Genomic DNA, 13250 nt, shown 5'->3' with positions numbered 1-13250 from the left:
TTGCGGACACTCTTTGTCTCGGCCTACTCTCTGTTCAGCTTCCTGCTTGCGATAACAGTCCCGGGGATCCTTACAAACGGGTTCAGCCGGCTGGCTGGTCGCTCAAGGCGAGAACCTTGTTATGTCCGGGAAAGTTGTTCGCTCTCTGATCTGCCTGGGAAGCTGCGCTCAAAGGAGCATGCAGGAAGGAATTCGATATTTAACGATATGGCTAAGGAGTAAAAAGATATGGAATATATGTCAAGTATAAACTACATATATACAAGGTGCCCGCAGGGGTGAGGAGAGGGGGGATGAGGCGGTTTCTCTGGGAGCCTCCTGGGGGCTAACTGGAGCTAACTGGAGCTAATTAAGCCGCTCCACGATTCTCCGGGTTGTGGTCTTCAGGGTACCTTGAAAAATGAGATTTTTCGATCAAGGTCAAGGGCGCGATATATTTTGCCGCAGGCATATATTTGATATTCCGAGGATAAAATTTTGAGCGCAAGGCCGAGATTGGAAGAAAAAGCAATTTTTCAAGGTGGCCTTTAGTTATTCAAGGGAGCAAAGGAGAGCGGTGCCGATGGCTAGGGTGTCTAAAGTAGAACTTGCCTACGACAAAATTTTTCACCAGATAATGACCAGCCGCTTTGAGCCTGGTCAGCAGCTTGAAGAGAAGCAGCTCATGGAGACCCTGGATATCGGCCGGACGCCCATCCGGGAGGCCCTGATGCGGCTGGAGATCAACATGATGGTGGAGTCCAGGTCTGGCAAGGGCTTTACGGTCAGGCCAGTGACCCTGCAGTCCACCCGGGCGGTTTTCGAGACCCTCTCCATCCTGGAGAATGGGGTCGCCGCGCTGGCTGTCGGGAAGGAATGTGCCCCCCAGCTCGAGGCCATGCGGGCTGCCAACCAGCAACTGCAGCAGGCTGCAGACCGGTTTGATGCCCTGGCCATGGTCCGGGAGAATTATGCCTTTCATCTGGCCTTTGCCGAATGTTCCCGTAACGAGTACCTGATCCACGGGCTGACCGCCGTCCAGTGCGAGACCCGCCGGCTGGCCTACCTCTCCTTTGGTGATCGGATCGATGAGCGGACAGAACTGGCCGAGCATTACCAGAGCGTGATCGAGGAGCATCAGCAGATCATCTCCTCTCTGGAAGGCCGCGATATCGAGCACCTCAGGGAGATCATCGACCGCCATGCAGAGGCTTTTAAAAAGAGAATCGTCGATTTTCTGCTGGGCTGATGCCCTGGGTGGAGCTGTCGGGGTTTATCCCTTTTCCAGGCAGATTCTACTGACGGAGCAGGCGATGGTTGGCAAAGCCTTGCCCCGTGCTGCTCCGACAGGGGTTGATATCCAGACCACCCCGGCGGGTGAAACGTCCCACCACCGTCAATGCGGTGGGGCCAAGCCGATGGAGGATATCGGTGAAGATCGTTTCCACACAGTTCTCATGATAGCCGCTGTGGGTCCGAAAGGAGACCAGGTAGGCAAGGAGGCCCCTCTGTTCGATTTTCCGTCCAGAGTAGCAGATCTCCACCGTTGCCCAGTCAGGCTGGCCGGTCACCGGGCAGTTGGTCCGCAGGATATGGGAGTGGAGCGTCTCCTCCTCCACCCAGCCTTCATCGTGATCCAGGAGGGTGGGCTCCACGCTGTAGACATAATGATCTGCACTGAGCTGATCGATGCAGTGACCTGCAGCCTTTCGGGTTTCCAGGCTGGCGATGTCATCACACTCATAGATGCTCACCCGGACCGGGCCTGCGGCGACCCGGGTGAGATCCGCTGTCATGATCTGTTGGACCTGGACCCTGCTCTGAAAATGGCTCATGTTGAAGGAGTTGAGATAGAGCTTCAGGGACTTGGACTCTACGATGCAGGGGCTGGAGGCCGGAAAGCGGAGCTCCGCCACTGCCGAGACCGGTCGACCGTCCGGCTCCAGCCAGGAGAGTTCCCAGGCGGTCCAGATATCTTCCCCCAGAAAGGGCAGCTTCCCCTCTCCCAGTCCCAGCTGCGCCCTGCCCAGGCTGCGTTTAACGGGGTAGAGTCGGCCCGGGTCATAGCTTGAGGGGTAGTCGGTCTGCCGACCCAATGGATTTTCGCTGCTCATCGCGGTTGTTCCTCTGTTGGTTGGTACCTGCTCCCGGCTCAAGAGAGGTAGCTGGTTGGATCTAATCCCTGGTCATGCCGGAGCGCATACTTGCGCTCATCACAGGCCCCGCAGCTGCCGCAGTGGACCAGGCCGCCCTTGTAGCAGGTCCAGGTAGCGGTGAAGTCGATCTCCAGCCTGCGGCCCAGGTCGCCGATCTCCCGTTTGTCCAGCTGGGCAAAGGGATACTCTATCCTGACCTGGTCGTCGGTGCCCAGGCGTACGGCCCGGGCCAGGGCCGCGTTGAATTCCGGACGGCAGTCCGGATAGATGTGGTGATCCCCTGCATGGGAGGCCAGCACCACCCGGGCTGCAGCCACGGATTCGGCGTAACCGGCGGCAATGGAGAGCATGATCCCGTTGCGAAAGGGGACCACGGTGCTCTTCATGGTGTCGGCGTCGTAGGCCCCGTCGGGCACCTCTTCACCGGAGCTGAGCAGGCTGGAGGCAAAGAGCTCGTTGATAAAGGGCAGGGCCACCAGGGTGTGCCCCACCTCGAGTTGGTTGCAGAGGGCTTTGGCCATGGGCAGTTCGCGGCCGTTATGTTTGGCGCCATAGTCAAAACTGATGGCCAGGCAACTTTGGCCCTGATCGAGGCAGTCGGCGAGCAGAACAGCCGAGTCCATTCCGCCGGAGAGGACCACAAGGGTATCATACATGGGTTATATTCCTTTCTTGGTGTCAAAGGCCAGGATGTGGAGACGGCTGCTCAGGCGGTAGCCCTTGCGGACGCAGTGCTCCCAGAGGATGGGGAGCAGCTGCAGCTGTTGTGCACGCTCAGCCCCCTGGGGCATGAGCCAGACCCGATCCGGTTCAAGCCCCTGGGAGCGGATGAGTTCGTCGATGCGGGGGAGGCTCTCCGGACAGGCCACCAGCTTGCAGTGGTCTGCCCTGGCCAGGGCCCCATCATCCAGCTGCCAGCGGCCGGCAAGGTATTTGGGAGAACAGACCACCTCGCCCCGGATCCCGCTGGGGATACCGGCCTTGCCGGAGGTCTCGTATTGAACCATGATGCCTGCCTGGTAGAGGGCCTGGTCCAGTGCTGCCAGGCCCTGGCTCCATTGGAGCATGGGCTCTCCGCCGGTGATTACCACAAAGGAATGACCTCCCCCCTGAACCGCTTCCATGAGACCGCTCACCCTGGTTCGAACACCCCCTTGCCAGGCCCCTTTGGTGTCGCACCAGGGGCACAGTGGGGGCACGCAGCCGGAGAGGCGGATAAAGAAGGCCGGGCGGCCGCAGTGGGGCCCCTCCCCCTGGAGCGAGCTAAAGGTCTCATGGATGTGAAGCTGCTGGGGATTCATGATGGCTGCGCGGCCGGCTCTGCGGTCATGGTTGCCCAGGAGTCCGGGGTCTCGTAGAGCCGAACCTGTACCAGGCGCAGGCCCTTCTGGCTGAGGACAGGGGAGAGGGTCGAGAAGATGTGGCGCACCATGTTTTCTGCGGTGACCGGAATCTCCGCGTACTCGGGCAGTTCGTTTAAGTTGGCGTGGTCGTAGCGGTCGAGGATGAGCGCCTTGCCCAGCTGCTTGAGTTCCGTGAAGTTGATGATCATCCCCGAGGCATCCAACTCTCCTGAGACCGTCAGTTGGAGGGTATAGGAGTGGCCGTGGAGGGAGGCACACTTGCCGTAGAGGGCCTGATTCTCCTCTGGGGAGAGCTCAGGCCGGCAGAGTCGGTGAGCTGCGTCAAAGCGAAATTCTTTGCTGATGGAAAGCATGGGTACCTTGCCTTTGCCTGCACAGCAGGAGGCGCCCTGTTACCCACCATCCGCAGCGAACTGCACAGGAGGGGGAGATGTGAAGGGCCACAGCCGGCTGGGCGGTCAGTGAGGGAGAATTTGTACTGCGGGATGCCTCTCGTCCGCACGGGGGGTTGTCTGTCTTTGCCAACCGCCCTGTTGCTCCGCTGGGTTGCCCGTCTGCGTACCTGACAGGTCCCTTTCAGAGTGTTTCAGTCAATGATCCGCCTTTGTAGCATAGAGCGTTCGTTTTGCAAATGGTTTTTCTCTGGGCTTCTTTTCTGCTTGAAGCGTTCAGTCAGGCCGGGTCGACGAGCATTGCGCTGGTCAAGAGCCGCTCTATGGCCTCCACGGGCGCCGGCTTGCTCAACAGAAATCCCTGGAGGTCGTCGCAGTCCAGCTCCTGCAAGGCTGAGCGCTGTCTCTCGGTTTCCACACCTTCGGCAACCACGCTGAGATTGAAACTCTTGGCAATGTTGATGATCGAGTGGAGCAGGGAAAGGCCGTTTTCCGAGGTATCGATATTGTGGACAAAGGATTTGTCGATTTTCAGGGTGGTGAGGGGAAAGAGTTGCAGGTGGCTCAGGGCCGAGTAGCCGGTGCCAAAGTCGTCTATGGCGATGGCGACCCCCAGCTCCTTGAGCTGCAACAGGGTTCGAACCGCCTCCTCCGGCTGCTCCATCATGACCCGTTCGGTCAGCTCCACCTCGAGGTGGCGGGGATGCAGTCCCGTCTCATGGAGGGTCTCGGTTATGGTGGCGAACAGCTCGCTGAAGTTGATATTGTTGCCGGATATGTTCACCCCGACCCTGCAGTCGTCGAAGATGCCGGCCATGACCCACTGCTGGGCCTGGCTGCATGCCTCCCGGATAACCCAGGTGTTGATGTCGTGGATGAATCCGTTTTCCTCGGCAAAGGGTAAAAAATCATTGGGGGCAATGATCCCTCTCTCCGGGTCGATCCAGCGGATCAGGGCCTCCACCCCTTTAACGGCAGCGCTGGTGTTGGAAAACTGCGGTTGGTAGTAGAGGACAAACTCTCCCTGCTCAAGGGCCCTGTGCAGGCGGTTGTTCAGGAGGAAACGTGCCTCCACCGCAGCGTTCATGCTCTGCTGATAGAACATGTAGGTGTTTCGGCCACCCTGTTTGGCCTCGTACATGGCGGTGTCGGCATGCTTGAGGAGCTCGTCAATGTCTTCTCCATCTTCGGGATAGAGACTGAGCCCAACGCTGGCGGTCAGGTTGACCAGTTGTTCTTCCAGTTCGATGGGCTTGCAGACCGTCTCCAGGATCCGTTCGGCAAGCTTTGCGGCGTTGTCAGGGGTGGATATGTTGACGGCTATCACCGTGAACTCGTCTCCGCCTACCCGGGAAATGATGGAGGTCAAGGGTTCATCTCCCTGGCGGGCAATGATATCTGAAGGACGGAAGATGGCCTTCAGGCGGTTGGCAACGGTTATCAGGATCTTGTCGCCGCTGGGGTGGCCCAGGGTATCGTTGATGCCCTTGAAGTGGTCCAGGTCAATAAAGAGGATGGCAATCCTGTTCTGCTCCCGTTGGGCCTGGTGGAGAACCCTTGACCAGTGTTCCCTGAAGAGGGAGCGATTGGCCAGGCCGGTAAGGTTATCGTAATAGGCAAGGTAACGGATCTTGTCCTCAGCCTGCTTCAACTCGGTGATATCCTGGATAATGCCGATGAGCAGATCCCTGTTGAGCGGATCGTTGACAAACTCGCCCTGGTTAAGGATGATTCTCTCTGCGCCGTCTTCCCTGCAGATACGGTAGCTGACGCTGAACGGCTCTTTCCTGGTGCAGGCCTGATCGATGGTTTTTCGGATATGATCTTTCTCCTCCCCAAGGATGGAGGCAAAGAGCATCTCATAGCTACCGCAATGGCTGAGGCCGAAGAGCTCCGGTGAGGGGGAGCTGAAGGTGAAGGTGCCTCCATCCAGGTCGTGTTCCCAGTGGCCGAGTCGGGCAATTTCCTGGGCCTTGACCAGCCTCTCCTGGCTCCTGTCCAGTTCCTGGAGGGTGGTGCCGGCGCGGAGCCAGTAGCGGACCCGGTAGCCCAGGACCAGCAGATTGATCGGCTTGCTGATAAAGTCGGTGGCGCCGGCATCAAAGGCATCCGTGATGGTCTGTTCATCTTCCAGGGCCGTGACCATGACCACCGGGATATGCTGCCCGCCAGGCAGCCGGCGTAATGCCCGGCAGGTTGCGATGCCGTCCATACCGCTCATCATCACATCCAGCAGGATCAGATTGGGCTGTCTGCTCATGCAGCTGGCTACGGCCTCTTCCCCGTTTGCCGCCTCCAGGACCGTAAAGCCCGAATTTTCGAGACTGAATTTAACCAGTAACCTGGCTGCGGAGTCATCATCGATCACCAGGATCACGTCCTGGCGCGATGGTTCGGCTGGGGGGAGGGTGTTCTCGTTCGTCATCGATCTTGGTTGGCTTTCTGGATTTTTCTGTTGTGGTAACCGAGTCAGGGTATCAGTCGGGCATACGCCCTGCATTTGGCCATGGTTGACCCTCCACAGTCTGCGCTCTCATGGGAAACCCGGGTGCCTGGTCTCTACTCTGCCGAGTTCCGTCGTCCCCTGGCCGGGAGAGGGAACAGGCGGGTGCCCCCAGGAGCGCAGGGCAGCATCTGGCTCCTGGCTTCCTGAAAAGTATTCTTTACATTTCAACTCTAAGAACAGGGTAGCATAGATGTTTTCAAGGTCAAAAAAAAGAGCAGGATTATTTTGGAAGAGTATCAGTGGTTCTCCCTTCTCTCCCCGCTGTTTAGTCCTGGCCGCCATCTTCCAGCATCGGCTTGCTGAGATCTTTCCCGAATCTGCAGCTCGCCGGGACTTGGAGGGTTAGGGTATGGTATACTAAAGATACAAACAAGAAGGGTAACCATTAATGCATGAGCTCCTGTTGGGTGTTGAAATTGGCCATGGAAAAAAAGCCTCAACCTACTCGGATCGTAATTATGGGTGCTGCCGGTCGGGATTTTCATAACTTTAATATGGTTTATCGCGATGACCCGGAGAGCCGGGTGGTCGCCTTTACCGCCAGCCAGATTCCGCAGATCTCCGGGCGTCGCTACCCGGCATCGCTTGCAGGTGCTCTCTACCCGGATGGTATTCCCATCGTAGAGGAGGCGCAACTGGCTCGTCTGTGTCAGGACGAGCAGATAGATCAGGTGGTTTTTTCCTACAGTGATGTTGGCTACGAGCTGGTGATGCAGCGCGCCGCCATCGCCCTGGCATCGGGGTGTGATTTCCTGCTGCTTGGCCCGGAGCGGACAAGCTTGCAGGCCAGGGTACCGGTCATTGCCGTCTCCGCCGTCAAGACCGGTTGCGGCAAATCACAGACCAGCCGCTGGATATCGCGGTTGCTCCGGGGAAAAGGGCTCAGGCCCGTGGTCCTTCGTCACCCCATGCCCTATGGCGACCTGGAGCGACAGGCTGTCCAACGTTTCGCCAGGCCCGCGGATCTCGATGCCGCTGACTGTACCGTTGAAGAGAGGGAGGAGTATGAACCGCACCTGGCTGATGGCAATCTGGTCTATGCAGGCGTTGATTACGCAAAGATTGTGGCTCTGGCCGAAGCTGAAGCCGATCTTCTCCTCTGGGACGGCGGCAACAATGACTTTCCCTTTGTTCGACCAGACCTTCATATTGTCCTGGTGGATCCCCTCAGGCCAGGTTTTGAGACCTCCCACCATCCGGGTGAGGCCGTGTTGCGGATGGCGGATGTCGTGGTGGTGACCAAGGTGAATACAGCGACTGCTGCAGATGTGTTCGCTGTCGGCAGGAATATTGCTGCCCTCAACCCCAGCGCCCCGGTGGTTCACGCTGCTTCGCCGGTTCAACTGGACCATCCGGAGATGGTCCTGGGGAAGCGGGTCCTGGTGGTAGAGGACGGGCCAACGATTACCCACGGAGGTATGCCCCATGGGGCAGGCTATGTTGCAGCTACCCAGGCCCAGGCTGGGAAAATTGTTGATCCACGTCGTTCGGCCGCCAGCGAGATTGCCGCCGTTTTTGCGCAGTACCCCCATATCGGTCGGGTCTTGCCTGCGCTGGGCTATCACCCCTCACAACTGCGCGCCCTGGCCGAGACCATCAACCAGGCCCAGGCCGATGTGGTGGTTGAGGCCACTCCCTGTAATCTGGGGGCGCTGATTACGATCAATAAACCGGTGGTGCGGGTCAGTTATGAGTTTGAAGAGAGCGGTGAGCCAAAGCTCAGCACCCTGATAGAGGCCTTCATCCGGGGCAGGCTGGCTGAAGTTAGCTGAGGGCAGCTAATCTCCCCCTGGCCTGGAGGCCGCTTTCCCATGCCCCTTCCCACTTCCCTCTACTCCGGCGAAAGGACTATGCGGCAAACACTCCGCTCTACCTTCTTCATCTTCCTTGTCTTCACCTTCTTGTGCGCTGCAGCCCGCTCTGAAGCGATCCCTCCGGAACCCTCGCCTCTGCCGGAATGCCTGGCAGCTGCCTTTGAGGGGCCCGGAGGAGAGGTTCGCGCCCACAGTTTTGCCATCGATTTCAACGGAAGGCCGGCCGTGGGTGACCTGGACAATGACGGCTGGCCAGACTACGTGATCTCCTCGAAAGAGAGGATCGCAGCCTACGATGTGTGCGGCAGAAAGATATGGGATATCAAGGCAGGGACCAACTGGGAGTATCCCGGCCACTTTTTTTGGAACTATACCACCTATGGCTACGTCGGGGATGCCGACGGAGATGGTGCAACTGAGTTTTTGCACATCGGCTCTGACTGGAGGACGCTCTTTGTCCGTGATGGCAGGAGCGGGAGGGTGAAATATAGCTATGCCTTAAGCCGGGATGAACGGTGGATGTATGTCTTCCTGGCCCGAAGGGGTGACGACCAAGACGGGGCTGCGACCCGCATCGTTGTTGCCAGTGCCTCCTATGATCCGACCGTGTCGCTGGCGTCCATTGATCTGCGAGGCGGCTGTCCCAGGCTAGAGTGGCAGCAGAGAAGGGCGGTCCATAGCCAGGGAATGTTTATGTATCCGCCTCCGCAAACGGCGGATCTGGACGGGAGCAGGGGCGATGAAATCTTCCATGGCGCTCTCGCCCTAAGGGGAAACGGCGAACTTCTCTGGCTGGCCGATGCCAACAGTAGAACCGACAATCGCGGTATCCACGCCTTCACGGTCCGGGATATCGATCCGAGCAGACCCGGGCTTGAAGCGGTCTACAGCCTCTATAATCCGCTTCCAGGCGAGCCCTCGATCATCGCCCATGGCTACGGTGCCGGGGGCAAAGAAATCTGGGAGAGCCATTCTCCGCATCGCAACCGCCATCCTCATCAGCATGCCGTGGGAGATTTCTATCCCGGTTCCGAGGGACAAGAAATTCTTGTCAGAAACGGAGACGGCTATAATCATTGGCTTCTAAATTGCAAAGGAGAGTTGCTGCGGCGGGGCTGGAGGGTCCATCCTGGCTGGGATGGAGATGGTGAATATGTGCAGGCCGTCGAATGGGACCATAGGGCCGGCACAGAGGTGCTCTATGTTGAGCGGCATATGAAGGTTGTCCGTCATCGGGCGGTGAGGCCACGGCTCAGGGTGGTTTCTCCCCTTGAGCAGGTGCCGCTTACCCCGATATTTGGCGGCGGCAGGATGGATGATCCCCAGGAGTGGGTTGGGGAGAGCAGGAAGGGGGATTTCAATCCATACGAAGCTGCCGTGCTGGTCATAGATCTCTTTAATGATGGCAGAGAAGAGCTGCTCACCTGGGGTGGCAACCAGGTTGCTATCTTCTATAATTCAGGGAGCATGCCCGTGCCGCGAAGATGGAACGATCAGTCCTACCGAATGTTTAAAAAGATCTCCTGTCCGATCTACAGTCCCCGTTGACGAGGGCAGCCGTTCTCCGGGGCTCAGCACCGTCTCCTCTCTTCTCCGGATTCTTCCCTTGCGATCGAGTCCCCAGCACGACCGACCCCAGGCCTTGCCCCTGTTTTAGGCCCTGGCAGGCCCTTGATCCGGGCCGGCCGGGATCGGGGTGGTCGGGGATCGGGGTGGCCGGGTTTAGGGCGGGTCTGGTTGGCGGCCGCCTGTCCCGGGCAGGGGAAGAGGGATCTCAAGGCGATGCAGGCTGCCCTGGCGGGAGTAGTCCACTGCCAGGATCGAAGGTTGGAGGATCTTTGGTAAGAAGGCGCTGCCGACCACCCGACCGCCTGCTGCGAGCTCGACCTTGTTGAGGATGCGTAAGCTAAAGGCCCGCTGGGCCGTGAGCCGTTCTTTCTGGGCCGAGACCGTTGCAGCGTTGCTGAGGAGGCCAAACAGGGACCCTCCAAAGGGGATCACCTGCCAGTTCACTCTCCACATCCGGAGGAGTTGTGATCTGTTCATAGGCTGTTGCGGAATCCAGATAGCGGCCAAAGCGGTTCAGGATCTTGATATCTTGAATGGTGCAGGCCGCAGGGTGGAGATTGTCGATGGCCAGGATATATTCACGCCAACCAGGGTCCTGGATGAGGCTCTCCCTGTGCTCTGGTCCTAGGATGTCGTGCAGGACCACCACCAGTCCGTTGGACTGGACCCGAAGCGGCTGCATCTCCGCGGGGCGGCGGGAATCCCTCTTGCCGTCCCCTGATCCTGCACAGCCGCTCATGATAAACAGCAGGACGAGGGTGAGGGCCATGGGAAGAGTACCAGCAAGGCGGTGGGACATGATAGAGACCTCCTCGAAAAAACGATCTTCCGGCCACGGTGGCCCTGGCTGCCGCCGCTGACCGGGCTACTCAAGGCCACCTTGAAAAAAGGTTTTTTCTTCCAATTTCGGCGTTGCACTCAAGATTTTAGCCTAGGAATATCAAATAGATGCCTACGATAAAATATATCTCGCGCCTTGACCCTGATCGAAAAATCTAATTTTTCAAGGTACCCTCAACTCTCATTTCAAGACAATATACACGAACCGGTTTCATGCATCCCTTGCCTCTGGGTTTCCTGCGCCTCCGGCGCATCTTGCCCTGTCTGTGGCTGGAAGAGGACCCTTGCTATGGTTGGAGAGCTGGGAGAGAATCGGGGGGAGCTGCTTGGGCGGGAGGCCGGAATCCTGGGAAAAGAGAGGGGAGGGGCAGCCACCAGATGTGGCTGCCCAGGGAGGGGGGCTTAGTTGAGCAGTGGATCGCCTATGCCGAGGATATAGATGGCGATGAGGCCAAGGACGCCGGCGGCAGAGACATAATAGATGGTGGGGAGAATCGTCATGCGCAGGGTTTTGCCTTCCTGGCCAAGCAGTCCTACGGTGGCAGAGGCTGCGACCACGTTGTGGATGGCAATCATGTTTCCGGCAGCAGCTCCGATGGCCTGGAGTGCCACCAGGATGGCACCGGAGACGCTGAGCGCCCCTGCCACCTCAAACTGGAACTGGCTGAGCATCATGTTGCTGACGGTATTGGAACCGGCAATAAAGGCCCCCAGGGCGCCGACGGTCGGGGCCAGGAGCGGGTAGACAGAGCCAAAGGACTCGGCGGCAAAGCTGGCCATGGCCACGGGCATGGAAACCAGGTCTGCACCATTGATCCCGGAGTTGATCAGGATTCGGACCATGGGGATGGTGAACACCAGGACAAACCCAGCCCCGATCAAAGTCTTGCCGGCATCGGTAGCGGCAGCGAGCAGTTGGGCAGGTTTCATTCGGTGGAGAAAGAGGGTCAGCAGGCAGACAAAGAGCAGAATCCCCCCTGGCAGATAGAGGGGTTGAACCGAGGCACTGACTCCGGCCTCGCCGAGGATGTTGGCAAAGCCGAAGGAAACCCCTTTGAGCAGACCTTTAAAGGAGGGGAAGACCCGGCTGGCGACCAGGATGACAGCCACCAGTACATATGGCGTCCAGGCAAGGGCAAGGGGGATCTTGCGCTCGTCAGCAGTGGGTGCCTTGAGCGTGAGGTTGCCCAACCATCCCTGGGGCCAATCCTTGCTCGGGGGAAAGTCCCAGCTCTCCTTGGGGACCAGGAAGCCCTGTCGTGCCGCAGGAACGACAATGGCGAGGCCTGCCAGGGCACCGACGATGGAGGGAAACTCCGGTCCCAGAAAGATGCCGGTCAGGGCGTAGGGGATCGTAAATGCCAGGCCGGTGAAGAGGGCAAAGGGGAGCATTGCCAGCCCTTCACGCCAGCTCTTGTTGCGACCGAAAAAGCGGGTGAGCATGACGACCATCAACAGGGGCATCAGGGTGCCGACAATGGCATGTCCGATGGCAACCTCGGAGGTGATGAGACGGATGAAGAGCTCCCAGGATGAACCTGCTTGGAGCAGCTGTTCACTCAAGACCGCATGATCAAGGCCGTTGTTGATCCCAATCAGGATCGGGGTGCCGACCGCACCAAAGGAAACCGGGGTAGACTGGATCATCATCCCCACCATGACCGCTGCCAGGGCTGGGAAGCCGATGGCGACCAGCAGGGGTGCAGCGATGGCGGCCGGTGTGCCGAATCCCGAGGCACCCTCGATGAAACAACCAAACAACCAGGCAATGATCAGCGCCTGTACTCGACGGTCCGGGCTGATGTTGGTAAACCCGGCCCGGATGGTTGTGATGGCTCCGGACCGCTGCAGGGTGTTGAGCAGCATGATGGCCCCAAAGATGATCCAGAGCACGGCGATGGTGACGACCATCCCCTGGAGGGTGGAGGCAAGGATCCGATTGAAGCTCATGTCCCAGAAGAAGAGGGCAATGGCCGCAGCCGTGAGATACACCACGGGCATGGCGCGACGTGCGGACCAGTGCACACCAAGAAGAAGGATAGCGGCAATTATAATGGGAGTTGCCGCAAGCAGGGCCTGGATGGTCGTTGACATAGAGTACCTCATCTGTGTTGATTTCGGTGACTGAAAAGCGGTGTCCATTGGCCTCTGTCACCAACCGCAGGGGTGCCTGCCAAGCTCCTCTGGCCGGATTTTCGGCTTCGGGTTGATAGAGCTTTACTCCCTGGTTTAGCAAACAGCCCTCAGCCTGGTTTCGCTGGCCCTGAAAATTGGTCTCCCCACTGGTCCAGTCGGCGTTTTTGTCTGCTTGCCACTCTAGTTTTGAGGCCAATGGTATCTTTAATAAATAGGTATGTCAAGGGCCCAGTGGTCGTTTTTAAGGTGGTAACATGCCGATAAATCGTAATGGTATAGGTAAGACCTGGATGATACAGTAACAAAAAAGAAGAAAAAGATATTGGTACTACCAATATGGGTCTGCTGTTTTCCAGCAGGGGAGGGACAAGCGAAAGGCGGACAGGCAGAGTACAGAAACGCAGCTCTTAAGGGGAAACCGCTCTGCAGAGGTCAGGGGGAGAGGCGTGCAGCTGTGGTGAGCAACGCTCAACGACCTTCTTGCAGGGCAAGGA

At 58.4% G+C, this 13250-nt stretch carries 10 protein-coding genes; 3 read left to right on the top strand and 7 right to left on the bottom strand.

Going from position 1 to position 13250, the window contains the following annotated elements:
* Positions 1-562 precede the first annotated feature (562 nt).
* Positions 563-1228: a GntR family transcriptional regulator gene (locus G494_RS0101725; RefSeq protein ID WP_084456281.1), complete on the top strand. Its 666-nt coding sequence runs from the start codon at positions 563-565 to the stop codon at positions 1226-1228.
* A gap of 46 nt (positions 1229-1274) precedes the next feature.
* On the opposite strand, the gene queF is transcribed toward G494_RS0101725, so the two are convergent.
* From queF to G494_RS0101700, 5 genes are all read right to left on the bottom strand, one after another.
* Positions 1275-2093: an NADPH-dependent 7-cyano-7-deazaguanine reductase QueF gene (gene queF, locus G494_RS0101720; protein ID WP_028583139.1), complete on the bottom strand. Its 819-nt coding sequence runs from the start codon at positions 2091-2093 to the stop codon at positions 1275-1277.
* Positions 2094-2131: 38 nt separating this feature from the next.
* Positions 2132-2791 carry a 7-cyano-7-deazaguanine synthase QueC gene (queC, locus tag G494_RS0101715; protein ID WP_028583138.1) on the bottom strand — a complete coding sequence of 220 codons (660 nt, stop codon included), beginning with the start codon at positions 2789-2791 and terminating at the stop codon, positions 2132-2134.
* A 3-nt stretch (positions 2792-2794) separates the two neighbouring features.
* Entirely contained in the window at positions 2795-3436 is a 642-nt protein-coding gene (locus G494_RS0101710; protein ID WP_028583137.1) for a 7-carboxy-7-deazaguanine synthase QueE, read from the bottom strand.
* Positions 3433-3852, bottom strand: coding sequence for a 6-pyruvoyl trahydropterin synthase family protein (locus G494_RS0101705; protein WP_028583136.1), 420 nt, complete (start codon positions 3850-3852; stop codon positions 3433-3435). Before G494_RS0101705 ends, G494_RS0101710 begins: the two co-directional genes overlap by 4 nt.
* 319 nt (positions 3853-4171) lie before the next feature.
* Positions 4172-6316, bottom strand: a complete 2145-nt coding sequence (locus G494_RS0101700; RefSeq protein WP_028583135.1) for a putative bifunctional diguanylate cyclase/phosphodiesterase — start codon at positions 6314-6316, stop codon at positions 4172-4174.
* 503 nt (positions 6317-6819) lie between these two features.
* Between G494_RS0101700 and G494_RS0101695 the strand changes: the two genes are divergently transcribed.
* Both G494_RS0101695 and G494_RS0101690 read left to right on the top strand, forming a co-directional pair.
* Positions 6820-8169, top strand: coding sequence for a cyclic 2,3-diphosphoglycerate synthase (locus tag G494_RS0101695; RefSeq protein ID WP_028583134.1), 1350 nt, complete (start codon positions 6820-6822; stop codon positions 8167-8169).
* Positions 8170-8247: 78 nt separating this feature from the next.
* Complete coding sequence (locus G494_RS0101690) at positions 8248-9759, top strand: hypothetical protein (RefSeq protein WP_028583133.1); 1512 nt, start codon at positions 8248-8250, stop codon at positions 9757-9759.
* A gap of 174 nt (positions 9760-9933) precedes the next feature.
* On the opposite strand, the gene G494_RS26560 is transcribed toward G494_RS0101690, so the two are convergent.
* Both G494_RS26560 and G494_RS0101675 read right to left on the bottom strand, forming a co-directional pair.
* On the bottom strand, positions 9934-10257 hold the full coding sequence (locus G494_RS26560) for a hypothetical protein (protein WP_153305726.1): 324 nt from the start codon (positions 10255-10257) through the stop codon (positions 9934-9936).
* A 765-nt stretch (positions 10258-11022) separates the two neighbouring features.
* The gene (locus G494_RS0101675) at positions 11023-12714 is read right to left on the bottom strand and encodes an L-lactate permease (protein ID WP_028583131.1); all 1692 of its coding nucleotides are present in this window, start codon (positions 12712-12714) and stop codon (positions 11023-11025) included.
* Positions 12715-13250 lie beyond the last annotated feature (536 nt).

This window comes from Desulfogranum mediterraneum DSM 13871, assembly GCF_000429965.1.
Classification (GTDB): domain Bacteria; phylum Desulfobacterota; class Desulfobulbia; order Desulfobulbales; family Desulfobulbaceae; genus Desulfogranum; species Desulfogranum mediterraneum.
This window is presented reverse-complemented; position numbering and strand designations above follow the sequence as displayed.

What these genes read in the sequence shown, in the direction of transcription:
- G494_RS0101725 (WP_084456281.1), top strand. Translation starts at nt 563, where the DNA reads ATGGCTAGGGTGTCTAAAGTAGAACTTGCCTACGACAAAATTTTTCAC.
- queF (WP_028583139.1), bottom strand. Translation starts at nt 2,093, where the DNA reads ATGAGCAGCGAAAATCCATTGGGTCGGCAGACCGACTACCCCTCAAGC.
- queC (WP_028583138.1), bottom strand. Translation starts at nt 2,791, where the DNA reads ATGTATGATACCCTTGTGGTCCTCTCCGGCGGAATGGACTCGGCTGTT.
- G494_RS0101710 (WP_028583137.1), bottom strand. Translation starts at nt 3,436, where the DNA reads ATGAATCCCCAGCAGCTTCACATCCATGAGACCTTTAGCTCGCTCCAG.
- G494_RS0101705 (WP_028583136.1), bottom strand. Translation starts at nt 3,852, where the DNA reads ATGCTTTCCATCAGCAAAGAATTTCGCTTTGACGCAGCTCACCGACTC.
- G494_RS0101700 (WP_028583135.1), bottom strand. Translation starts at nt 6,316, where the DNA reads ATGACGAACGAGAACACCCTCCCCCCAGCCGAACCATCGCGCCAGGAC.
- G494_RS0101695 (WP_028583134.1), top strand. Translation starts at nt 6,820, where the DNA reads ATGGAAAAAAAGCCTCAACCTACTCGGATCGTAATTATGGGTGCTGCC.
- G494_RS0101690 (WP_028583133.1), top strand. Translation starts at nt 8,248, where the DNA reads ATGCGGCAAACACTCCGCTCTACCTTCTTCATCTTCCTTGTCTTCACC.
- G494_RS26560 (WP_153305726.1), bottom strand. Translation starts at nt 10,257, where the DNA reads ATGAACAGATCACAACTCCTCCGGATGTGGAGAGTGAACTGGCAGGTG.
- G494_RS0101675 (WP_028583131.1), bottom strand. Translation starts at nt 12,714, where the DNA reads ATGTCAACGACCATCCAGGCCCTGCTTGCGGCAACTCCCATTATAATT.